This window comes from Changchengzhania lutea, from assembly GCF_006974145.1.
Classification (GTDB): domain Bacteria; phylum Bacteroidota; class Bacteroidia; order Flavobacteriales; family Flavobacteriaceae; genus Changchengzhania; species Changchengzhania lutea.
On the sequence record NZ_CP039456.1, the window covers coordinates 1,699,544 to 1,722,913 of the forward strand.

Annotated in this window: 16 protein-coding genes; 11 read left to right on the forward strand and 5 right to left on the reverse strand. The window is 31.0% G+C overall.

Annotation, left to right across the window (positions count from 1 at the left end):
• The first annotated feature begins 283 nt into the window (after window positions 1-283).
• The 3 genes from FAF07_RS07825 (at window position 284) to FAF07_RS07835 (ending at window position 5,357) form a co-directional block, all read left to right on the forward strand.
• Window positions 284-2,890 carry a DUF6923 family protein gene (locus tag FAF07_RS07825; RefSeq protein ID WP_142784571.1) on the forward strand — a complete coding sequence of 869 codons (2,607 nt, stop codon included), beginning with the start codon at window positions 284-286 and terminating at the stop codon, window positions 2,888-2,890.
• A 182-nt stretch (window positions 2,891-3,072) separates the two neighbouring features.
• Entirely contained in the window at window positions 3,073-4,458 is a 1,386-nt protein-coding gene (locus FAF07_RS07830; protein ID WP_142784572.1) for a hypothetical protein, read from the forward strand.
• Window positions 4,458-5,357 (forward strand): DNA adenine methylase, encoded by a 900-nt coding sequence (locus tag FAF07_RS07835; RefSeq protein ID WP_142784573.1) that lies wholly within the window; start codon window positions 4,458-4,460, stop codon window positions 5,355-5,357. The genes FAF07_RS07830 and FAF07_RS07835 overlap by 1 nt, the downstream gene beginning before the upstream one ends.
• A 2-nt stretch (window positions 5,358-5,359) precedes the next feature.
• Here FAF07_RS07835 and FAF07_RS07840 read toward each other — a convergent pair whose 3' ends face one another.
• The gene (locus FAF07_RS07840; protein ID WP_246067811.1) at window positions 5,360-7,354 is read right to left on the reverse strand and encodes a tetratricopeptide repeat protein; all 1,995 of its coding nucleotides are present in this window, start codon (window positions 7,352-7,354) and stop codon (window positions 5,360-5,362) included.
• Window positions 7,355-7,571: 217 nt separating this feature from the next.
• Between FAF07_RS07840 and FAF07_RS07845 the strand changes: the two genes are divergently transcribed.
• From FAF07_RS07845 to FAF07_RS07855, 3 genes are all read left to right on the forward strand, one after another.
• On the forward strand, window positions 7,572-7,850 hold the full coding sequence (locus FAF07_RS07845) for an STAS domain-containing protein (protein ID WP_142784575.1): 279 nt from the start codon (window positions 7,572-7,574) through the stop codon (window positions 7,848-7,850).
• A 33-nt stretch (window positions 7,851-7,883) separates the two neighbouring features.
• Window positions 7,884-9,134, forward strand: a complete 1,251-nt coding sequence (locus FAF07_RS07850; protein WP_142784576.1) for an oligosaccharide flippase family protein — start codon at window positions 7,884-7,886, stop codon at window positions 9,132-9,134.
• Between the two features lie 125 nt (window positions 9,135-9,259).
• Complete coding sequence (locus FAF07_RS07855) at window positions 9,260-10,480, forward strand: glycosyltransferase (RefSeq protein WP_142784577.1); 1,221 nt, start codon at window positions 9,260-9,262, stop codon at window positions 10,478-10,480.
• Here the strand turns inward: FAF07_RS07855 and FAF07_RS07860 are convergent.
• The 3 genes from FAF07_RS07860 to FAF07_RS07870 are packed head-to-tail and all read right to left on the reverse strand — an operon-like array spanning window position 10,470 to window position 16,287.
• A complete protein-coding gene (locus FAF07_RS07860; RefSeq protein ID WP_142784578.1) occupies window positions 10,470-11,987 on the reverse strand; it encodes a cellulase family glycosylhydrolase in 1,518 nt (505 codons plus the stop codon). The genes FAF07_RS07855 and FAF07_RS07860 overlap by 11 nt on opposite strands.
• Window positions 11,984-13,198 (reverse strand): hypothetical protein, encoded by a 1,215-nt coding sequence (locus FAF07_RS07865; protein WP_142784579.1) that lies wholly within the window; start codon window positions 13,196-13,198, stop codon window positions 11,984-11,986. Before FAF07_RS07865 ends, FAF07_RS07860 begins: the two co-directional genes overlap by 4 nt.
• Window positions 13,198-16,287 carry a hypothetical protein gene (locus FAF07_RS07870; RefSeq protein ID WP_142784580.1) on the reverse strand — a complete coding sequence of 1,030 codons (3,090 nt, stop codon included), beginning with the start codon at window positions 16,285-16,287 and terminating at the stop codon, window positions 13,198-13,200. Before FAF07_RS07870 ends, FAF07_RS07865 begins: the two co-directional genes overlap by 1 nt.
• Before the next feature lie 180 nt (window positions 16,288-16,467).
• Here FAF07_RS07870 and FAF07_RS07875 point away from each other — a divergent pair, with 180 nt between their 5' ends.
• The 5 genes from FAF07_RS07875 to FAF07_RS07895 all read left to right on the forward strand — a co-directional run bounded on the left by FAF07_RS07875 (window position 16,468) and on the right by FAF07_RS07895 (window position 21,788).
• Window positions 16,468-17,670 (forward strand): response regulator, encoded by a 1,203-nt coding sequence (locus FAF07_RS07875; RefSeq protein ID WP_142784581.1) that lies wholly within the window; start codon window positions 16,468-16,470, stop codon window positions 17,668-17,670.
• A 381-nt stretch (window positions 17,671-18,051) separates the two neighbouring features.
• Window positions 18,052-19,014, forward strand: a complete 963-nt coding sequence (locus FAF07_RS07880) for an FKBP-type peptidyl-prolyl cis-trans isomerase (protein WP_185956542.1) — start codon at window positions 18,052-18,054, stop codon at window positions 19,012-19,014.
• A gap of 106 nt (window positions 19,015-19,120) precedes the next feature.
• Window positions 19,121-19,636 carry a hypothetical protein gene (locus FAF07_RS07885; protein ID WP_142784583.1) on the forward strand — a complete coding sequence of 172 codons (516 nt, stop codon included), beginning with the start codon at window positions 19,121-19,123 and terminating at the stop codon, window positions 19,634-19,636.
• A gap of 63 nt (window positions 19,637-19,699) precedes the next feature.
• Complete coding sequence (locus FAF07_RS07890) at window positions 19,700-20,311, forward strand: RNA polymerase sigma factor (RefSeq protein ID WP_142784584.1); 612 nt, start codon at window positions 19,700-19,702, stop codon at window positions 20,309-20,311.
• A gap of 1 nt (window position 20,312) precedes the next feature.
• On the forward strand, window positions 20,313-21,788 hold the full coding sequence (locus tag FAF07_RS07895; RefSeq protein ID WP_142784585.1) for a porin family protein: 1,476 nt from the start codon (window positions 20,313-20,315) through the stop codon (window positions 21,786-21,788).
• 540 nt (window positions 21,789-22,328) lie between these two features.
• On the opposite strand, the gene FAF07_RS07900 is transcribed toward FAF07_RS07895, so the two are convergent.
• Complete coding sequence (locus FAF07_RS07900) at window positions 22,329-23,357, reverse strand: helix-turn-helix domain-containing protein (protein WP_142784586.1); 1,029 nt, start codon at window positions 23,355-23,357, stop codon at window positions 22,329-22,331.
• Window positions 23,358-23,370 lie beyond the last annotated feature (13 nt).

Sequence of the window (23,370 nt, forward strand, 5' to 3'; positions counted from 1 at the left end):
TGATGTCTCAATCGTCCCTCATTTCGACATGACAAAACAATATTCGTTTAGTATTTCAAGCCATTTCAACAATTGGAGAAATCATACCGTCTTAATTAGAAAAAAATCACGCAGTAATTACGATGTCTCACATACGTTCGACATGACATAGTTAAACTAATTAACTTTCCGATATATTAAACTTCTATTTACAACCATTCGTCTACACTAAATTTTCATCCATCGAAAATTAAAATTTAAACACCAATAGTAATATAGTTTTGCGGTATAAAATATACATACCATGAAAAAATTATTACTGTTATTATTTGTAACTACGCTTAATATAAATGCACAATCTGGCGCAAGTACTCAGGATGTTCCTTTTAATTGCGATTATAATGCTTATCTATTTCAGTATAACGATGTTTATGCTATTGATTTAGCTTCAGGAAATTCTTATACGGTAGCTACTGATGTTACAGAAGGAAATATAAACGCAGCAGCTTACAATCCGGCAGATGGCTTTATTTGGGGATCATTAGGCTCACCAGAAAAATCAATTGTTCGTATTGGAAAAAACTTTGAGACGACAACTTATTATATAGATGAATTGCCTACAAGTGGTCGCTATATAGGTGATGTTAGTGCAGAAGGTATTTATTATTTAAAAGGAGGTGGCGCAGCGTATTACACTATAGATTTAAATCCTGATTCAGATAACTACGGGAAGTATATAGAAACTCTAAATTTACCTCAAAGTATAAGTATTCATGATTGGGCATTCAACGCAGTAGATACTAAACTTTACACCGTTGAAAAGAAAACAAATATCTTATATAGAATAGATGCTGAAACTGGTAGTATGCAGAGTTTAGGCGAAGTGCCAATTCTATCAGGTTTAAATTACACGTATGGTGCGGTTTATTTTGATGCTTCAGGTCGTTTTTATGTATCTGCTAACCAAACAGGCACTATTTATGTGATTCAAAGTGTACAAGATTTAGATGGTACAAATGCTATGGAGTCTAACTTATTTGCTTTCGGGCCTTCAAGTTCACAGAATGATGGTGCACGCTGTCCTACAGCTCCAGTACTACAAGAAATTTGCTATAATGGTATTGACGATGATGGCGACGGCTTAATAGATTGTGAAGACCCTTCTTGTTCTGGTTATGGTGATTGTGATGTTATAGCAGCGCCAACAACAACGGCTAATAAGGGTGGTTTAGAGAGCAATAATAGACTGTCTCAACAAATTAGCAAACGTAATTTTAACCGTGCAAAAAGTAGTTATAAGTTTGATAAAAGCACAGCCAAGAAATTCTTAAAATCATCCAAATACGGAAAAAACACACAAAGTAAAGGTGGTAGTTTTCAATTATCAGATTTTATTCCTTTCGGGACTATTGGAGAAGATAATGTTATAGAGTCGTCTCCTACAGATTTAATAAACATTACTAATGCTACGAATGTATATTCGGTAGATTATATGAGGAATAATGAAGCTGTTGCTTCTATATTATTACTTCAAACAGATAAAGGGGTCTATGAGCATACTAAATATATTTGCGATAGATTATTAGGTGCAGAACTTATTTCGGTATCAACCATAGAAATTAGCGAACAAAAATTTATTAAAGCGCTTATAAGAAACATTGATGGGTCTTTAGAATTTGTATTAAGCTTATCTGCAAAACCAACAAACGGCGATACTAATTTTGGTATAGAAAGTCATTGGAATTTAGATAAATACGAAAAAGGTGTGCCTTATTATAATTTCCAAATTTGGTCTAGTTCTTTAGATGATTTATTAAGACTTGGTGAAGAAGTAGTAAGCTTATTAAATGTACAAAAGCCTATAACTAGCTATAATAATTCTACACCACCAACGGTATTTGTTAGAAAAGGAAAATACCATAATGGTAAGTTAGATTTACAAATTGTAAATACCAATAGGAGTGAAGGAGTTGTTTTTGATGGCGGATTACGAGCTACCGAAACAAATGGCGTAGAGTATGTATCTACACATATTGATTTAGAGGGGAACTATATTTCCAATTTAGAAGTAGAAGCAGGAAGTTTATTTGATATTGGGTTTAGAATTGGTGATGGTAAGAATACTCCAGATGATTTATTTATGTCTGATGGGCCTTGGGGGTATGATGATGCAGCACCAAGCACTAGTGTAAAAAGTTATGCGGTAAATACTAACGAAGCGCAATTTAGTGATGATGCCTTTCCCATTGAAAGAAACATTGAATTAACAGCAACTACAAGCGAATATATTGCAGCGTATAGAGCGTTAACACCAAAGTTTAACCCAATTGATTTTACAAGTTACAATAGCTTTCAATTAAAAGCAAAAGGTACAGGTACTTTAATTATCAGATTGGTAAAAGAAGGTGTTTCTAACTGGGAAACACAGTACAAAGCAAGTATTGCACTTACTGACGACATGCAAGACTATAGCATCCTGTTTTCTGAGTTTAACTCTATAAACAATGAAGCCTTTATAGCAAATGATATCACATCGGTAGTATTTACAATGTTGGCAGAAAATGGTGTTGAAGAAACTAAAACGATGAGTTTACAACAGCTTCGTTTTTCTAAAAGCAATTCGCTGTCAGTAGATACTTTAAATAGTGAAGACGTATTTAATCAAGCGGTTGCAGTACCAAACCCAATGCGTGCAAAAACAACGATACAGTTTATCTCGCAAACTAATGAAGACATTCAGTTAATGATGTATAACCAATTAGGAGTTCTTGTAAAGCAACTAGATTTTAAAGCTAAAAGAGGGCAAAACAGTTTGCCACTAACAAAAGACAATTTAAGTACTGGTTTATATTTCTGTACCCTTAAAGGCCAAAACATGAATTATAAAACTGTAAAATTGCTTATACAATAAATAAGAATAATTAAAACGATTGCCCCAATTCTTTAAAAGGTAAAAGACGCAAGTTTTTTGCCTTTTTTTTGTTATTTTGTGGTATATTTCAACTTTAATTGTCAGCTGTATACCTTTTCTTTCTATTTCTGACATGATGAAAACTTTATATTAGATTAAGTGTATTAGTTAGAATAATCTTTATGAATGAAATAACTACAAAAGAAATACCTATTAAGGATTTAATTCTTTGGGATGAAAATGCAAGGTTTCCTGATAAATATTACAATTCAGAAGAAAAAGATTTAATTAATTATTTTATATCAAAGCCAGAATACAAAATAAAAAAATTTGCGAAAGAGATTGTTTCTCAATTTAATTTACCTCAACTTGAAAAGTTAGTAGTTTGGAATGACGAGGGGAATTTCATTGTGCTTGAAGGTAATCGGAGATTGACAGTTTATAAGTTACTTTCTAATCCTGAATTAATAGAAAATCATGGAATAAAGACATATATAAAAGAATTAAAAAGCAAAATTAATATTAACGAATATTATTCTTTAGAATGTTTAGTTACTAATAATAAAGAATTAGGACTTGAGTATATAGATAGGAAACATGCCAAAGGAAACAACGAAGTTAACTGGCAAGAACCAGAAAGGACTAATTATAATTTAAGAAGAGGGAATGGAACCATTAATGATACTATTGTTAGTGGTGTAAGCAATATTGTAAAAGATTTAGATTTACCAGAAAGAATGAAAGAAGATATTCTTGGTAAAGGGTATGTAACGACTTTTTATAGAGCGATAACAACAACACCTGCTAAAAAGAAATATAAATATAAAATAACTGAAAACGGAGAATTAAAAATTGAGAATGAAAACTTTAAAGATGAATTAAAAGTTGTAATATATCAATTACTAAATAAATCTGATTTTGAGGGAAATAAAATTAATTCACGAACATTAAACAAGAAAGAGAATATTGAGAGTTTTATACAAAAGATAAACCCAAAAGATGTAAAGAAAGTTGAAACTGAGATAGAAAAGAGTACAACCGAAAATCTTTTCGGCGGCAAAACTATCAATATTGGCAAAAATAATATCAAAGTAGCTAATGATAAAATACCCAGTAAAAACACACCAACAGGCTTATTTTTCAGAGAAGATGTGCCTTTTAGAATAGATAGTTCAAGTTTGAAGATCTTATATGATGAATTAAAAAATATTCCAGTTAAAGTTTACCCAAATGCTACTCATGATTTATTAAGAAGCTTTTTAGAATGCTCATTAGCTTTTTATTTTAAAAAGAGTAATCATTATAATAAAATTTCTAAGAGCAAAGAGCATAATCCCAAATTGGGAGAAATGTTGACATATATTATTAATAAAAAATGTAATGAATTAAATGACAGTAATGTTATTTCGACTATAAAATCAATAAAAACGGATTATGAAAAACCATATTCTTTAGAAAGAATGCATATGATAAATCATAATGAAAACTTTGTTTCTGTTGAAAAAGATGTTAGAGCAGCTTGGTCAAAACTTGAACCTTTATTTAAAATCATTTTAGTAGATAAATAGTGTTTTACTCTCCTTTAAGATATCCAGGAGGAAAGAATAAGCTTTCCGTATTTATAGCAAAGATTTGTATTGACAATAATATAAATGGACATTATGTAGAACCATATTCTGGTGGAGCTTCTGTTGCTCTATTTCTATTAATAGAAGGCTTTGTTAATAGAATAACTATTAATGACAGAGATAGATCAATTTATGCATTTTGGCATTCCGTATTAAATAAAACAAATCAACTTTGCAAATTAATAGAAAATGCAGAACTTTCAATTGAAGAATGGAGAAGGCAAAAAGAAGTTCAAACAAATAAAAAAACTGCTAACTTATTGGAGTTGGGTTTTTCAACTTTTTATTTAAATAGAACAAACCGTTCAGGTATAATTAACGCAGGTGTAATGGGTGGTGTATTACAAAACGGTAATTATCTTATAGATTGCCGATTTAATAAATTAGATTTAATTGAAAGAATAAGAAAAATAGCTAAATACAAGAAAAGTATTCGACTTTATAAAAAGGATGCTATTAAATTAATAGATAAAATTCAAAATGAAGCAATGAATGATAATGTTGTTTTTTATTTTGACCCACCTTACTACTTAAAAGCAAGTACACTTTATATGAATCATTATCAGGATAAAAATCATAAAAAAGTAAGTGATAAAATAAAATCTATCCAAAATATAAAATGGATAGTTTCTTATGATAACGTTCCTGAAATTCAAAATCTATATTCTGAGTGTAATAGAAAGGAATTCTCTTTTAAGCATACTGCATATGAAATTAGAGAAGGAAAAGAAATTTTGTTTTTCAGTGAAAATATTAAACAGCCAAAAATTGAAGAATGGAACCCATTAAGATTCAAACTTAAAAAAGGAAAAAATGCTATGAATATTGTGTATAAATAAACCTATTCCCTAAAAACAGGCTTCTCAAACAAATACCATTTAAAACGTAACCCAATTTCGGTAAATGTAAAACCAGCAGCAGTGGCAGAGGCAATATTACTGCGCGTACCAAATAGGTTTAAAAGTGCCCTTTCAGAAAATTTATAACCTAATTTACCTTGTATTCTATAGGTGCTTTGGCTACTATCATCTTCAATATATTGCAAACCTGTGGCAGCGGTTAATTCGTAAAACCATTCGTTGGGTTTCGTGATTACTTCATCTTTAATCAGGTTTATAAAAACTTCAGCCGCATTAAATTTTTCTGGACTAAAATAAATGGTGGGTACTTTGTTTTTAAATGTAATGTATTGGTAGTTTAAGCCCGCTTTTAATGATGGCTTGCTTAAAATAGTATAATACAACGAAGTAAACAACAGGTTTCTAGTATTATCATCGTTTTGCGCCGTGTAATAATACTGCGTAAACCAACCCAAATTAAAATTTGTACTGAGGTTATAATTAGCGTAAAAATTATTCATTATAATTTCCCTATCCAATAAATCGGCATTAAAATTTTGTATTTCACGTTTGTAACCAATATCTAAAACCTGAAGTTTAAAGGGTTTTATATTAAAGGATATATCGGTTAATAATTGCGTGTAATCATCGGTATTTGCTTTTGCTGAAGTTATCCCCGCGGTGCCTTTAAACGTTATATTGGGTAATAATTGATAGGCTAACCCTAATGAAAAATCGTTTGAGGTTGCTTCGTTATCAGTTATTTTATTGCTCGTAGTTCGGTAACCGTAATTAGCCAACCATTTAAACTTCGTTGAGGTTGGAAACTCCAAACTGGTTTGAAATGCATAGGCTTCATTATCGCCATTATCAAAGGTATAAGATACTTTAGAATCTAGAAAAGGCGTAAAACCTGTATTTAAAGTTTTAATAAAGTTGGAGGCATCTTTTTGGTTATCATAAAAGGTCAAGGTGTTTTCAGCAGAAGTATAAGCATCATCATAAACACCCAAAGCTTTTAATGCATTGGCTTTTCCTAAGTTTCCATCAAATGATGAACTATCATTTTCTAATATGCGATTGTAATCTGTAACACTTTTCTTGAAGTCACTTTTATAAATATTCAATGTAGCACGTAAAGCCAAAACCCAGTTTTCATTTGGCTTTTCTTCAATTAATACATCAATTAATTGTTTAGCATCTTTATATTTTTTATTCCAAATTAAGGCTTGAATGTAGCGTTCTTTGGTTTGTTTTATTAAGGTTTTATCAGTATTGTTTTCTAATTTGGTATAAGCATGTTCACTTATGTTTAAAGCTTCTTTTTCTTTGCCATCTAAATGTTCAACTAAAGCTAATCCGTTTAAAGCCGTTGTTTTATTATCTGGGTTTTCGGCTATTTTATTATAAGTTTCTTTAGCTTTTTCTAAGTCATTCGAAATTAAATATAAGTTGGCGAGGTTTAGCAACGTGTCTTTATCATCTTTAAAAAGCGACAGATTTTCTTTTAAAAGCTTTTCAGCTTCAGTATAATTTTGTTGCTGTTGGTTTTGATACGCATACCCTAAATAGATATATTTTTTAGAGGTTAATGCATTTGGGTTTCCAGGTAACACATCCAAGGCTTTATTGACATAGACCAAAGCTTCATTATAAATTTTAAGGTTCGATAGCGTATTGGCGTATCCTAAAAGTGCTGGAAAGCTCGTATTGTCTTCTTTTATTAAACCGTCGTAAAACGTTTTAGCATTGTTGTAATCTTTATTCCAAAGTAAGGATTCGGCATAATTTAACTTGATTTCAAAATCATTGGGATACGCTTCTAATAAATTGGTAAAGATCGTTACGGCTTTTTCTGATTCGCCTTGCAAACCAACGGCGCGTCCATAGCACAATTTGGCTGTTTTATTTTCAGGATAGTCTTTTAGTACAGATTCAAAAAATGATTCCGCTTCAACGTATTTCCCGGTTTCTAAATAGGTAAAACCTTTTTGCATATTCTGCGAGAAGCATAAAACAGTGAAAAAAATCAGAAAAAAAGATACATAATATTTAAAATTCATGGGGCGTGTTTAGATACTGCAAGTTAAGCAATCAAATGCAATCATTCATCTACAGTAGCCTGCAACTCACCGAAATTTAACTGCGCTACATTGATTATAGAGACATCTTTGTACAAGAAATAAAAATGAATAGTAATTAAAAATAGAAATTATGGCTCTTAATATTAAACACCAAGACAATATTTTTTTTGTTGAAGGAACTATTGATGCTACAACTGCTAAACAATTTAAAAACCATTTAGAATTCTTAATACTTTATACTAAAGCATTAACTATAAATATTAATGGTGTAAATGCTATTGATAGTAATGGTATGAAAGCCTTAAGAGGTTTAAATACAACAGCATTAATTTCCAATAAAGCGTTTTCTATCATTGGTTATGGTTGTAAAGATATCTACGACGATTTTCAATTAAATAATGTGGCATAATTATAAACACCCCAATCATTAAACAACAAAGTCATGCAAGTTATATCAATTATAAAATCAAAAAAAATATCGCCAGAACAACTATTTATGTTAAGTGTTCTAGCTGTTAATGGAGGCAATTATTTATATAATTTAATTCTTGGACGTTTATTAGGGCCAGAACAATTTGCTGATGCTGCTGTGTTAATTACATTTTTATTGGTGCTGTCATTTATAGCCATGACTTTTCAGTTGGTTACTGCAAAATTCTCAGTACTTTTTGAAAACGAGTTATTTAAAAGTTTTACTTCAAAAATTTATAAAAACGCATTTTCTGTTGGTATTGTAATGGGCATTGTTGTTATACTTTTTGCTCCAAAATTACAAAGCTTATTTAATACATCATCATCTAGTATGTTTGTCATATTTGGTTGTGGGGTACCGCTTTACTTTTTAATGAGTGTGAACCGTGGTGTTTTTCAAGGAAAAAAAGCTTTTAAATCACTCTCCATTACATACCAATTAGAAATGTTAAGCCGTTTGGTAATTACTTTAGGGATCATCTTTTTATTCAATTTGCAATCATCGGTAGTCATTGCCATAGGTATTTTTGTATCATTCATCTTTGGTTTAATACCGTTTAAATTTGATTTTAAATTTTTAAAATCAAAGGTTATTATAGATGGCGTCCATACGAAACAAATAAAACGTTTTTTCATTATTACTGCGTTTTATGAGTTGACTCAAATTATTATAAACAACAGCGATATTCTTTTAGTAAAACATTATTTTGAATCTTACGAAGCGGGTTTATATGCTTCATTAGCCTTAATTGGTCGTATTGTTTATTTTATTGCATGGATGTTTGTTATGCTGCTTTTACCAACTGTGGTTCAGTTAAAAAAAGACGGTAAAGAAACGGCTCCAGTACTTTTTAAATATGTAGGTTATATAGCCGTTATATCCCTGGCTATTGTATTAGCGTGTTTTATATTTCCCGAAACCATTATAACCCTGTTATTTGGCGAAAGTTATATTGCAATGGCACCTTTATTGTGGAAATACGGGATTGCAACAAGTATGTTTGCGATCTCTAACATATTTGCTTACTACTACCTGTCTTTAGATAAATACGTGCCAGTAATTATTTCAGGCGTATTTGGTATGCTTCAAATGGCTTTAGTGGTTTTTTATCATGATAGTTTAGAGCAAGTAGTATATATGCAAATCATAGCTATGGTCCTTTTACTGGTTATTCAATTAGTATTCTTTAAAATGGATCAAATAAAAATCTTTAAAAAATAGACTAATCTAAAGCAAATTACCACTCATCGACAGTAAATAGAACCCTATCTACATATACCTATTTTTTGAGAATGAAAGTCTCAAATTTGTAATGTAAATAACAAATAACACCTAAATCAAGTATTATGAAATTAGCAATCGTAACAGCATATCCGCCAAGTAAAGTCACTTTAAACGAATATGCATATCATTTGGTAAAACAGTTCAGACAAAAAGAATCAATTACAGAATTAATTCTTTTAACTGATAGAACAGAAGGTAATAAAGATATTGCTTTCACGGAAGCAGGATGTAAAATCACGATTAAAGAATGTTGGTCGTTTAACAGTTACAAAAACATTTTTAGCGTCACTAAAACCATTAATCAAACACAACCAGATGCTGTATTATTTAATTTACAGTTCATGAAGTTTGGCGATAAAAAAGTTGCTGCTGCTTTAGGGTTAATGTTGCCATTAGTATGTAAGCTTAAAAACATTCCAAACATTGTATTACTCCACAATATTTTGGAAGAAGTAGATTTAGGAAATGCAGGTTTTACAAGTAATAAAATCATGCAAAAAGTATACGGCTTTATAGGAAGCACTTTAACACGATTAATTCTTCAAGCAGATATCGTTGCGGTTACTATGCAAAAATATGTTGATATTTTGGAAGAAAAATACAAGGTTAATAATGTTGTGCTAATACCTCATGGAACGTTTGAGATTCCTACTGTAACACCAGATTATAAGCTTCCAGATGGCCCATTACAAGTAATGACCTTCGGAAAATTTGGAACCTACAAAAAAGTAGAATCTATGATTGAAGCCGTTGAAAAAGTGAGACTATCAACAGGATTAGATTTAGAAGTGGTTATTGCAGGAACAGATAACCCAAATGTACCTGGTTATTTAGCAAAAGTACAAGAAGACTATAAACATGTACCACAAGTGAGATTCACGGGTTATGTTGAAGAGCACGAACTACCAACCTTATTTAAGGAAAGTGCTGTAGTTGTATTTCCATACACTTCTACAACAGGAAGCTCTGGCGTATTGCACCAAGCAGGGAGTTATGGTAAAGCAGTCGTTATGCCAGATTTAGGAGATCTTGCTTTATTGGTAAAAGATGAAGGTTATAGAGGTGAGTTTTTTGAACCTAGCTCAGTGGATAGTTTAGCATTAGCAATTGAATCTATTGTCACAGATGAAGCCAATAGAATCGCATTAGGAATTTCTAATTTTGAAGCGGCAACGGCTTATCCAATGTCGAAAATAGCGGAGATGTATTTGAATAATTTTGATGCTATTATTAATAAGAAATTTACTTTAGTCTCTCAACCTGCTCAAAGTATTATGGTTTAATTAAGTGTTTAAAAGCAGCCTTTTTATTGCCATTCGTGTTAATAAATCCGAAATATTTTTGAGTATTTTTTCGCCAAGGAAGTCGTCCAACGACTTCCTTGGGTATTTCTATAAAGTCGTATAATGTCCAAGACATAAACTGAATGTTGTTTTTGAAAAAGATGGTTTGCGCTTGTTGATGATATTCAGTTTGGTCTTTTTCTGAATTTCCAAAAGGATTCCAAAGCCCTTTGTAAGATGATATACCAAATTCTGTAATGGCTATTTGCCTGTTTGGTATTTCAAGTTTTAAATTTTTATAGACATCGTCTAAGTCATCTAAATCTTTGTAGTAGTGAAAGGTTATTATATCCAATTTGTCTTTGAGGATCGTTGCGCTTTCTACATTAGACCACCCAATAGTAACCGGGTGGTTTGTGTCTATAGATTTTACTAAATCAATCATTTTATCAAGCCAAGCTTTAACCAATGATTCGCCACGATTATCGAAATCTAAATTTGGTTCATTTTTAATATCCCAAGCAAACAGAGCGGGGTGGTCTTTTAATTCGGAAACGATGGTTTCTGCGTGACGTTGATTTAAGGACCAATCTAAAACGGAATAATCGCCATAGAAATCAAATAAAGTTACCATCACTTTTAAGTTGTTCTCTTCAGCTAAATCTAAAACGTCTTTTAATTTTTTAAGCTTTTCAGTATTTACATTAGCTTTTCCAAAATCATCATATTGCACAAAAATTCTAACTGAATTTAAACCAGCATCTTTTATAATTTTAAAATCTTTCGAAATGATTTTAGGATCAAAGGCATCTCCAAACATGTCCCATGGTGTATTTTGTGGATAGTAATTTATTCCATTAATTTGTGTGCTTAGACCAGTAGCAGGAACGAATTTGGTTTTATAATCTTCAACTTGTATTTTAGTAATATGGCGAATGCGCCAAAAACCATCTTCTAAAAGTAAAGTTAATTTGTAGGTTGCTTTTTCTGTTGTTTCTAAGACACACGTTCTATTTTGAAAAACACGTTTGTATTCAATAACATCTTTGTCTGTTATAACTGCTAATTGTCCATCCTCACTAAAAAACTCTAGTGTTGGATGATGTTGTAGCGTTGTACTTTCGATTGAAATTTTCTCAGTAGTATTTAGGTCAATAGTACTATAAATGTTTTTTTTAGCACTTTTAGTATAATAGTCTTCAATTCCAATTGTGGTATTTGTTTTATATGCTATTTGTTTTACATACCAGGCATCTAAGTAATCATTTTCGATACTATTAAGGGTTTGGGCATCCATAAACCTACCTTCGTTGTTTAAAGTTTCCCATTCTATTTTTGGTAAGTATTGATCAATCTTTTTAATTTCGGTATGTAACATGGTGCTTCTGTCGGCGCCCGTGTTTAAATAGCTATATAAATTGCTTATTCCGAAAATTAAGAAGGCCGTAATAATGATATAAGACAGCACTAAAATAAAACGCAATATGTTTTTGTTTATTTCTATCACAGCTTTATTTGCTTAAACGGTTTTTCAATACCTGCGGTTTCTATTTTAAAATTATAAATGTCATTTGTAAAATCATTGGTATTTAATTTAAATGTTGCGTAACCTCCAAACGAACTTTTAAGAAGGGTTTTATGCTTGGTCTTATTTTTAAAAACCGAAAGGGATACTTCTAAACCATCAGGAATCATTTGATTCATAAAACTTTTTAAAGGACCAATCGTAATGGTTCTATTATCTTCAGAAAAAACGACTTGAAAATCTAATAACGCAGGTTTATAATCTAATTCAATAGTGTTACTTTTTGCCATACCCTCGATAATTGCCTTGACTTTCCAGCTGTCTTCGTGGTCAGGATGAATCATTTTAGCTGACGCAATGCCATTTATCGTAGTGCCAGAAGTTTTTAAAATAGCTTTGGATTTGTTTGAGATAAAAAACGCTGCATAGGTACCATCACTAACTATATTTCCATAGTTGTCTTTTATTATTGATGTTGTAAATGAGGTGATTTGGTTACCATCAGCATATTGGTGGTTTCTATCAAAATAAATTTCAAAATCTGTTGGGAGATCTGGTAAAACATTAAGTGTAAATTCTTTAGAATTTTTACCTAAACATTCTGAACTTATAAGCATCCTCCCAGTTTTGGTTTCAGAAAATATGTTCTTATAGCTAATCCCATTTTTTATATAAACCGTATTATTCTCTTCATTATTTAAAAACTGATGTTTTACATTAACCGCGGTACTATCTTGTAAAGGGTTATCAAAACGATCAGTTGGAATTACAACCAACATGCTAAAATCTGTTCTACCAGCGGCAATACTTGGTGGTCCTAAATAGGTTTCCATTGATATTGCCTTGGTTTTTGGCAGAATATGGCATTTACCAGATAAAGTTTGATTATCTGCTAATAATTTCCAATTAACCACCCCAGATTTACTACTTATAGTTTGAGGGAGATTATAGTTTAACATACCCACTTCAGTCACTGGTTTTATAATGGTGTTGCCATAGCTGTAGCTTGCATAAAGCAAAGGTTGTAAACCTCCTGTAGTTGAAAACTTTAAAACTATTGCATCACCTGCTACAAACTCGTTTTTTGTTGCTATTAACTTGTAATCATCATTTAAATCAACAGGCATATCAGTGCTATTTAATGATAAAAATAGCAATGTAGAAATAATCAGATATATTAGTTTAAATTTCATTAATTTGGATTTCCTATATAGGTGTTTAATTCAATTTTGATAAAACTATAATTTGAATTCTTAATAGGCTGTAAAACGCTATGTGTTTGATTTATTTTTCGATTGGGCACAACTTTATTTGATATAGCATCGTTGGGCAAACCGTTTACAAAGCAGTTTTCCATATTACTATTTACTATCTTAATATCGTCATTTTTTAAAACCTTATATGAGAATGATTGTTGACGCTGTTGCCTAATACCTGACTTTAAAAATAAATGGTCTACCCAAAGCATCGTTTTATTTTTATCGTAATAGGTAATTAATAATTGTGGAACGGTAATTTCTTCTAAACCAGAATTAAAAAGTTTTCCAGTTATAATATCTTCAGATACATCTAAATTACTTAACGTAGCACCTTTGTATAAATCTGAACTAGAAACATTACCCGCTACTTGTAAATTAAATTTAGTGGGTTGTTCTTCAAATTCAATAGGAGTGAATTCATCAGGGTTAAAGGTTTTTGGAATAGAGTCTTGAGTTTTAGACCACGCAATACCTTCAAAATTAATTTTAAAAGCACTCACTTCCTTAGGCATAAGTTTGTGCTTTACGTGATATTTAGCGTTGTATGTAGCCAGCTGTTTATTGTCATCATTATATAGTGTGCCTTTTAAAACCACATCCGCAGGAACATTATCTATATTTTGAACTTCACCAATTAACGCATAACTACCATTATGTTTTACCAATTTTGCCGTTAGAATTTCTAAAACGGGTTGTTTTAAAACATCTTCGTGATGGGTTTGTTCTGTAGTAATTCGTCTGCGTCCTTGGTTAAAATAACGTGTGGAATTATCAGAATACAATTGGTCTGGAGGTAAATCTAAATCAATATCTTCTGGTTGGATATACCATTTATTGTTAAGTTTTACTAAAGATCTAAAATCAGTTCTTTTAATTTTTTCCAAAGGTGTAATCCAATTGGTATTAACTTTTACTGTTACTAAACTATCCGATTCTGATGTTATAATGGTTTCAATGGCGTCTAATTTAGCATAGGAGCTTAATAAGCCATCGGTTACTGAAATTTCCAACATATACTGAGCTATTGGCAAATTACTTTCAGGGTTAATTAAGCCATATGTGGTTTCAAATTCTTTAAAGTCTAGGGCATCATAATAAGCTAAAATGGCATTTGTAGGCGAATGATGTGCATCGTTTTTAATATAAAATTTATAAACACCATAAAATATAAAAACAATTAAAATTACAGACCAAATATGCGTTATCTGAAGTACTGTTTTTGAAAAATGAGAATACGTGCTTTTAAAGTTTAAATATTCAGGAATAACTTTAACTTTTCTTTTTAGCGTTCTAATCCAAAGCATTTGAATGTTTAGTATGAATGCAATAATAACAGTAAGAAACGGAATAATACCCCACATAATTTTTTGCCATTTGGCGACATCATCTTTTGGTAATATGGATGAAATTGGCGGTACATTTAGCTTTTCCCATACTTGTATACCATTTTCCAATTGCCTTAGACGTTGCCAACCACAGAAGTATAAAATAGGGTCGTAAAACTTATCATTTGAGAATATATATTTTAGATTGTATTTTTCTGGGGCCGTTAAGAATTGTTGTAAAGAACCAATACCTTCTACACCTTTAAATTTTGAATTCTCTAGGCGCTCAATAGGGCGTGTGGTGAGTTCTGGTAAACGCCTTGCGGAATGATAATTACCATCGACACTCATAGCATTGGTTTGTGCCGCTAACCACGCCATTTGATCGCCAAAGCCTAAAGTCATATACCGCCATTGGTCGTGCTGATCTTGATTTAAGAAGTTTACAATGGGTAACATTTTTATTTTCTGAGGTTGGGATGGTCTAAAATATCCCAAACTCATTGTAAAAACGGTCATAAAAATGAATAGACCAGCCAAAACTCCACCAATTAAACGATGGTAAATTGCTCCAAATTTATTCTGAATACGTGTTTTTAAATCGCCCTCAAAAAACCGAAACACAAATTCACCAAATAGAGGAAGCGACATTATAGAAGCCCAAAGCGTAAAACGGTCTAATGTTAAAATATTAAATGCAGTTTCACCCAAAAAGAGTTTTGGAACAGGGGTTGTACCTCCAGTTCCTAAAACAGTTAGAATTGTTATAGATAAACCAAAAAACAAATAACGCTTGCTATAATATCTATAGAAAATATAGGGTAAAAGCACTAGTAAAATACCCCAAGGAATTAAAAAGAATACTAAACCTGAAGAGGTTATTTCTAAAAAATCATCTCTAGACCCATGTGGTATGGGGACTTGTGTAATAGGGTTGTTTTTTGAGTTTATCCAATAGGGCAGAATACAGCCAATAATAATAATTAATGATAGCATCCCGAAGCTAACAATACGTTTAAAGAGTTTTAAAAAACTGTTTAAAAAGACTTTAAATGTTACCGCTTTCATCGAATCTACTTCCTCCTTTGAAACATCCATTAATACCATGCCTATTAATGGAAAAATAAAAAATATCATCCCAAATATGGGTGTAACATGATGTGAGGTAACCGTAACCGCTATTAATGATAATGATGTTAAAAGATATCTATACTTACCCGTTTTTAACCATAAATAGATTTCTGGTAAAGCATGCATTAAAACCGATATACCAATAATACTTGGTAACTGTCCGAAAACATGTAAGGTTTCTACAAACGAAGATGATAAAACCGCTAAAATTGCGGCATAACCTGCAACAGTTCTATTGGAAGTTATTAACAATGAAAACCTGTAAACCCCGGTTATAAATAGAATAATACTAATTATAGCAACAGTGAATAATCCAAATTTCAAACCACCAATCATAGAAAGTAATCCTATTGATTGATGCACTAAAGGGGGATAACTCATTACTGTAAACCCCGTGTACCACTCATAATTCCAAGGTTCAAACCAGCTGTTCGCATAATGATCTGCAAAAAACAGATGTATTAAGGCATCATAGGTGTTTTCTAAAGTAAAGAAGATGGAAGTCCCATGAAACGCCAAGCCTAAAAGGAGTGCAGTAATTAAGTATTTATTTGAGGTTTCTTTCATTAAAAGCCTAAACTATAACAATACTGTAAATATATATAATTTTTGTAGGGGTTTATTTATTAATTATCTACAGAAAACTGCCATTCGTCGACACAAAGATATGGGTTAAACCAAATAAGAATTTTGTAAACGTCTTTCACAGTACTTTTGAATCATCAATAACAAATAAAATAGCTTATTATGAAAGTTTTAGCAATAGATGACCAACAATTAGTATTACTTCCTTTACAGAAGCGTTTAGTAGAACTTGGGTACGAAGTGAGAATAGAAACTGATTCTAAAAAAAGTTTAGAATTATATGATTCTTTTAATCCAGATTTAGTTATCGTCGACATCAATATGCCTGGGATTTCAGGTTTGGATGTTGTTAAATATATTAGAAGTTCTAAAAATGGCAATACACCAATCATGGTTTTATCAGGTAATACAACGGACGATATAATTACAGCAGGTTTTGATTTAGGTATTAATGATTATATGAAAAAGCCACTAAGCATTAATGAAATTTGTGCTCGTGTTAAACGATTAATTGGTGCTCCAGAAGTTGAGAATAACACGACAACTAATAATGTTATGATACAGCAACGTTGTGTTGGTGTGGTAATACCATGCTACAATGAAGAAGAGCGTTTGTTAAGTAAAGAGTTTACTGATTATATTGATAAAAATTCAGGTTATCATTTGTGTTTTGTAAATGATGGAAGTAAAGATAAAACGTTAGAAATACTTCATGATTTGCAAAGCGGTAGAGAAGATTTTATTACTGTTTACGATTGTGACAAAAATGGAGGAAAAGCCGAAGCGGTGCGTTTAGGTATGTTACATATGGCTAAAAAAGCGGATTTGGATTATATAGGGTTTTTAGATGCTGATTTATCTACAGATTTAACAGATTTTGATGATTTAGTTAAAACTATTGAAAGCTCAGATTTTAAAATAGTAAGTGGTTCAAGAATCTCTAGAATGGGGGCAAATATCACCAAAGAATCTGCTCGTAAAATTATTAGCTTAACGATCAATTTTATTATCAGAAAGATTTTGAAAATGGATTTTAAAGACACACAATGTGGTGCTAAGATTTTTCATAAAGATGTTATCAACGTTGCTTTTAGTAAAAAGTTTGTAACGCAGTGGATTTTTGATGTGGAAATCTTTAAAAGAATGAGTCTTTATTATGGCTTAAAACAAGCAAAAACTATGCTTTGCGAGCAACCTTTAAAAAGATGGATTCATGCAGATGGTTCTAAATTATCTATGAAAGATTCTATAAAAATTGTTGGTCAGTTAGCTCAAATAGCGTGGGTTTATAGAGCAGGGAAAATGGATAAAGTAGTTAATCTAACAGATGCTAAATATACATTGAACCAAAATGTAGCTGCTTAAAACTCGTAGCTAGCTGTCCACTTTTTTGTTGTAAGTCCAATATTTAAGTGAAAGAGTTTAATTTAAAAAATTTGCTTTTATCATAGGATACATAAAGACAGGAACGATTTGGCATCCTCTTTTTTTAAAGTCTTATTAAAAAATACAATAATTCACACAGCGACTAGGAACTATTGAATTTTACGATATAACTCTATAAAAATTAACAAAAGGATGAGCTTCCCTACTGGTATAACTACACGTGGTATACAATTTGACAAATTTTACTCTCAAGAATTACTATTAAATTAATTTTCGAATTCTCTTTTTTACTGTAGCGCTTGGTTATTGATTTTCGTAATGGGTATGAAACAAATTTTAAATAATCAAATTTATACTATTATGAAGAAATCTAAGTTAAATTTTAATAAATTATTTTTGCTGTTTATCCTATTATCCACATCATTACTTCTACAAAGTTGTTCTAATGATGATGATTATGAAGACCAAAGGAGTATTGACAATAGGTTAATTCTTAAATATTTAAGTGATAATGAAATAGATGCCGAAAAAGATAAAAGCGGCTATTATTATGAAGTAATTAAATCTAACACTTCTGGTTCTGAAGTAAAGGATAAAGATATATTGTCGGTCTATTATAAAATGAACCTATTGAGTGGAAAAAAAATAGATAGTCTAGTCAATGGTACTGACCAGCCTGCGAAATTTAAAATTACTGATAAATCACTTATACCGGTAGGGCTTAGATTTGGATCATCAAAAATGAAAGAGGGCGAAAAATTTAGATTCTTTATTCCATCACATCTGGCATATGCTGATTATTCTTACGAAGATCTTTTTCAAGCTAACTCGATATTTATTGTTGAAAGTGAAATAGTAAAAATTGAAACAGAAGATGATCAAAAAACAATTGATAAAGATTCAATTGATGATTACATAACAGAAAATAGCATCGAAAACATAGAGAGACTTACATCCGGACTTTATTATAAAAGAGTAACTGAAGGGGAAGGTGATGAACCTGTAGAAGGAAAAACCGTAAAAATACAATTTGTTGCTAAATATTTAAACGGAGCTACTCTTGATAGTACAAAAGTAGATAGCCCATTTAGTTTCAAAATTGGAAGCAATACCGTAATCAAAGGGTTAGATGAAGGTGTAAAGTTGATGCAGAAAGGAGAAAAAGCAACCTTAATTATTCCTTCGCATCTAGCTTATGATGAAAGTTTACAGATATTCCCTGAAAAAGTACGGGAGGATCTCTTGAAAAAGGAATTGATTTTCGAAGAGACTCCCCCTTTTTCCATTTTAAAATTCGAAGTTGAATTGGTAGAAATCCTTTAATACAATTTATATTACATAGAGTACTGTAGCGTTTTAATGCTTAAGTACGTACAGATAAAATAGAGTAGAATTACAAATAAATGTTTAACTATTTAAAATTAAAATAATGATAGGAAAAGTAATGTTAATTAACAAATATATTATTGTTACAGCCATTTTGTTTTTTGCAGCATCTTGTAGTGATACAAGAGATAATACGGAATTGGAAAATCATAAGAAAGTGAATTTAATTGTTAACAAGCAAGCATTTGAAAAAGCGGAAAACAATCGTAAAAATAGCACTGGTCATGAATTAAGTGATCCGTTTAATATTGAAAGCATTGAACGAGTAGAAGATATTTTAAAAGTGAAAGTGTCCTATTCAGGTGGCTGTAAAGAGCACACTTTTGAAGTAATATATGGAGGTCAAATACTTCTTTCTAATCCGTGTCAGATTAATCTAATTTTAACACAAGACGCAAAGGATGACCCTTGTGAAGCAAACCTTACGGAAACTTTAGAAATTGATCTTAATAAATTGGTTGGTGATAACCAATATAAGGATGCATGCACATATAATGTGTTTAATGTCTTAAATGCCTCAAGTGACCCGGATGGTGTTGTTACCTCATTAGACAATTAACTTCAGATATTTTTTTAATATCCAAACTTAAATAATTCATGAGGAATACTATAAATATTCCTCATGAATTATTTAAGTTTAAGAACTATACGTGAATCACCAACAAATACACTCTATAATAAATTGAAAGATAATTACGAAGATTCTATTGAGTATGAAATCATAGAGGGGTGCAAACTGGAGAAGAGTGAATATCAGGAAAAGTTGTACAAACATTTTTATGGATACGCTTTTAGTATTTCCAGATTAAATACATATTCAAGGGAAGAAGCTGTTGATGTAATGAACGATAGTTTTATAAAAGTGTTCTCAAATATTCACCGATTTGATTTAAAACAGTCTTTTAAAGCATGGATTCGAAGAATTATAATAAACACTGCTATTGACAATTATCGAAAAAATAAAAAACATTACTTTCTATTGGATGTTGTAGAAGTAGATCCTCCAGAAGTAAATGAAAGTGTAATTAGTAAGTTAACTGCTGAAGATATTTTGAAATTATTGGATCAGTTACCAAAACCACACAGATTAGTCTTTAACCTTTATGAAATACAGGGCTTTAACCATAAAGAAATAGCAGAAAAACTCAATATAAAAATAAGTTCATCTCGAACATTTTTAACTCGGGCTAAAAATAAATTGAGAATATTATTAAACGAAAATTTTAAAAACTAAAATGAAAGAAAATTTCAATAATAAATTCAGTCAAAAGGTTAAGGATGTCTTTGAAAATAGACAAGAACCTTACAACCCGGAAGATTGGGAAAAACTCAAAGCAAAAAAGGATGAAAATAAGGATCGTTTCTTGTTTTGGTTCTTTCGTAAATATGCTGCGGTTATTTTACTTTTCATAATAATTGGCGGGACAGGTGGACTGTTATTATATAATACACTTCAAAACACAACTACACCAATTAATGATGAAGGAGAGATAATTATTGGGAATACCAACTCAAATAATAAATCAAATAAAAATATTAACGACTCGATTAATCAGGATTCTCTAAAAAACCCAATTTATAATTCGTATAAAAAAAATATTGAAAATATCATTAATGAAAGTAAAAATAATATTACCAAAACCGATGGTAAAGATGATATAAAAAATAATGGGAAAGAGAATAATAAAACAAATAGAAAGAACTTAAATAATAATCTAAATCAAATAAGTGAAAAGAAAAGGGTAAATAAAAGCAATGCTATTGTTTCCATTCAACAAAAGAACAATAATCAAAAGAAGAAACTCTTATCAGAACAGATTACAAATTCTAGAGATGAAAAAGATAGTGTTAATACCCTGATCAACAAATCTAAAGTTGTTACTGCCAATTTGGACTTGCCTAAAGCCTTAAAGAAATTACAAAAGATTGATTCGACGGATATTATTAATCAAAAAATACTGATAGCAGACTCAAATAAATCAGCACCTCTTGATTCTCTCTCTAAAAAAGATATCAATTCGGAATTAGAAAAAATGAATGTAGATAAGATTAAAAATAATGCTGTTACGTTTAGTCTTGCAATTTCACCAAATATAAATTATGATCAAGCAAATCAAAACACCAATATTGGTCTGGGAGGAGGGGTTTTATTGGAGATCCCCTTTTTTAAAAATTTTGAAATTTACACAGGTTTATTAGTAACCAATCAAAAAATAAATTTTCAGGAGAATGCCTTACAGGAAATTGCAAGTGGTGCCCAATTAAAATCTAAAGAAGCTGTTTTAACTGGGTTAGATATACCTATCAATTTAAAATATAATTTTGAAATGAATAATAACAAAATGTTTGTGGCGGTCGGATTATCTTCTGTAACCTATCTTAAAGAAAATGTTGAATCTACATTCCAGGTGAGTAATACTGTTCTTATAGAAACTGTTGATAATTTTGATAATCCAATAATATTATCTAATATAGAAAACACATTCGAAAAGGAAACAGAAACCCTGGGTTCGTTTAACAACTTTCATTTTGGAAAAATCATTAATCTTTCTTTTGGAGTAGAATTGCCATTTAAAAGTAGTCGTCAGTCTCTAATTATCGAACCGTATTTCAAATATTCATTAGAGCCTTTAACTAGTGAGCAAATTAATTTTTCCAGTGGTGGAATCAACTTAAAATTAAATTTTAATAGTAGGAATAAATCTAAATGAAAAAATCGGAAAGACTTTAACGACACTATTCTAAAAAGTGTGTAAGTTCCATTTTGTTGTTTAGCCTTATTTCAGGACAGGGTCATACTTACTTTCAACTGGTTATTTTAGTTTGAATGAATGGCTTTCCTTATCATACTGCAAAGAACCATTTGGAATACTGGATTAATCAGAACCCGATAAAAATACAGATATTATTTAAACGAATGCTTTTTTATAAGGATTTGATATTGGAATACGTATATCTTAAGTTCCTATGCTAGTGCTTATTTATTGGAAATATTCTAGTGTTAGAAATTTTCAGGATGACGATACTGTTTTAGATAACGACTAGACAGGGTTTATTGGTTAATGGCACTCGTTATAAACGAGCGCTAGCATAGGGACTTACAGATTCGAACTCTTTTAAGATTCAATACGAGGCTTAATTGTTAGGTGTGCTATTAATCTAGAAGCAGACCGTAAAAAACACAAAAACCTTTCAATTTCTCGAAAGGTTTTTATTCAATTTGCTATTAAATTGATTCAGGGGTAAGACTATTATTTTTCCACTAGGGGTGTGAAACTCTTTTTCTTAAACTGTTTAGGGCTATAGCCGTATTCCTTTTTAAAGATCTTGCAAAAATAACTTCGGCTTGTAAAACCAATAGTATAAACAATTTCAGATATATTTAAGTCGGTCGTTTTTAGAAGATGTTCGGCTTTTTTCAAGCGTACAAACCGAATATGCTCCGATACCGTTCTATTAAACATGGCTTTAAAACCAAGCTGTAATTTAGAGGGTGATAGCCCCGAACTTCTGCACAACATATTAACGGTATAGTCGTCTTCAGGATTCGCTATTATGTCTTCTCCCAAGGACTGTACCTTTTCAAGCTCAGAATCTGTAAGGTTCGATTGTGACATAGACGCCATTGTGCTCTCATATATTTGTTTGATATGATTCGCGAAAATGAGATAACTAGCACCTTCAAATCTCATGAATTCTGTTATCGCATTGTTTTCAGTAGAAGGGAACAATTGGTTAACGTACTCTACAATTTCTAAATTGTAAAATTTTAAATGTAATTTATTCCCCTTCTTTTCAATACTTCTAAGCAAACTCAACAGTTTGGATTTAGGAGCATTTTTAGTGCCATTCACATCCTTAAAATAGACCGCTTTATCAATACATATTACGCTAAACGTGGTTTCACATCCGGCTTTTATTAAAATAAAATTCTGGAAATTGTGCTCACTCTCTACAGCTGCAGTCTGCTGTTTGGCAAGCGTATTTGTGGTATGCGAGTTGCAGGATGCGTAAGAGAAAGAGCCATTTAAGCAAGAAATAAAATTTAAAAGCTCAGATTTGGATTGACCAATATTAAAGATAAAGCTACTTGTTAAATGTACATTGGCAAAAATACTTACCAAGCCTTTACCAAACTTTAAAAAGCGGAAGTGACCTTTACCGTTTTCGTTATCAAAATATAATGTTTTGATGCCATTTATTTCTTCAATATGTCCACCAAGACTAGATTGAAGATCCGTCAAATTAAATAATAATTTACTCGTATTAGAACTAGACATAATTATTTAAGCA

What these genes read in the sequence shown, in the direction of transcription:
- FAF07_RS07875 (WP_142784581.1), top strand. Translation starts at nt 16,468, where the DNA reads ATGAAAGTTTTAGCAATAGATGACCAACAATTAGTATTACTTCCTTTA.
- FAF07_RS07850 (WP_142784576.1), top strand. Translation starts at nt 7,884, where the DNA reads ATGCAAGTTATATCAATTATAAAATCAAAAAAAATATCGCCAGAACAA.
- FAF07_RS07890 (WP_142784584.1), top strand. Translation starts at nt 19,700, where the DNA reads ATGAATTATTTAAGTTTAAGAACTATACGTGAATCACCAACAAATACA.
- FAF07_RS07870 (WP_142784580.1), bottom strand. Translation starts at nt 16,287, where the DNA reads ATGAAAGAAACCTCAAATAAATACTTAATTACTGCACTCCTTTTAGGC.
- FAF07_RS07845 (WP_142784575.1), top strand. Translation starts at nt 7,572, where the DNA reads ATGGCTCTTAATATTAAACACCAAGACAATATTTTTTTTGTTGAAGGA.
- FAF07_RS07830 (WP_142784572.1), top strand. Translation starts at nt 3,073, where the DNA reads ATGAATGAAATAACTACAAAAGAAATACCTATTAAGGATTTAATTCTT.
- FAF07_RS07895 (WP_142784585.1), top strand. Translation starts at nt 20,313, where the DNA reads ATGAAAGAAAATTTCAATAATAAATTCAGTCAAAAGGTTAAGGATGTC.
- FAF07_RS07825 (WP_142784571.1), top strand. Translation starts at nt 284, where the DNA reads ATGAAAAAATTATTACTGTTATTATTTGTAACTACGCTTAATATAAAT.
- FAF07_RS07840 (WP_246067811.1), bottom strand. Translation starts at nt 7,354, where the DNA reads ATGCAAAAAGGTTTTACCTATTTAGAAACCGGGAAATACGTTGAAGCG.
- FAF07_RS07885 (WP_142784583.1), top strand. Translation starts at nt 19,121, where the DNA reads ATGATAGGAAAAGTAATGTTAATTAACAAATATATTATTGTTACAGCC.
- FAF07_RS07855 (WP_142784577.1), top strand. Translation starts at nt 9,260, where the DNA reads ATGAAATTAGCAATCGTAACAGCATATCCGCCAAGTAAAGTCACTTTA.
- FAF07_RS07880 (WP_185956542.1), top strand. Translation starts at nt 18,052, where the DNA reads ATGAAGAAATCTAAGTTAAATTTTAATAAATTATTTTTGCTGTTTATC.
- FAF07_RS07865 (WP_142784579.1), bottom strand. Translation starts at nt 13,198, where the DNA reads ATGAAATTTAAACTAATATATCTGATTATTTCTACATTGCTATTTTTA.
- FAF07_RS07900 (WP_142784586.1), bottom strand. Translation starts at nt 23,357, where the DNA reads ATGTCTAGTTCTAATACGAGTAAATTATTATTTAATTTGACGGATCTT.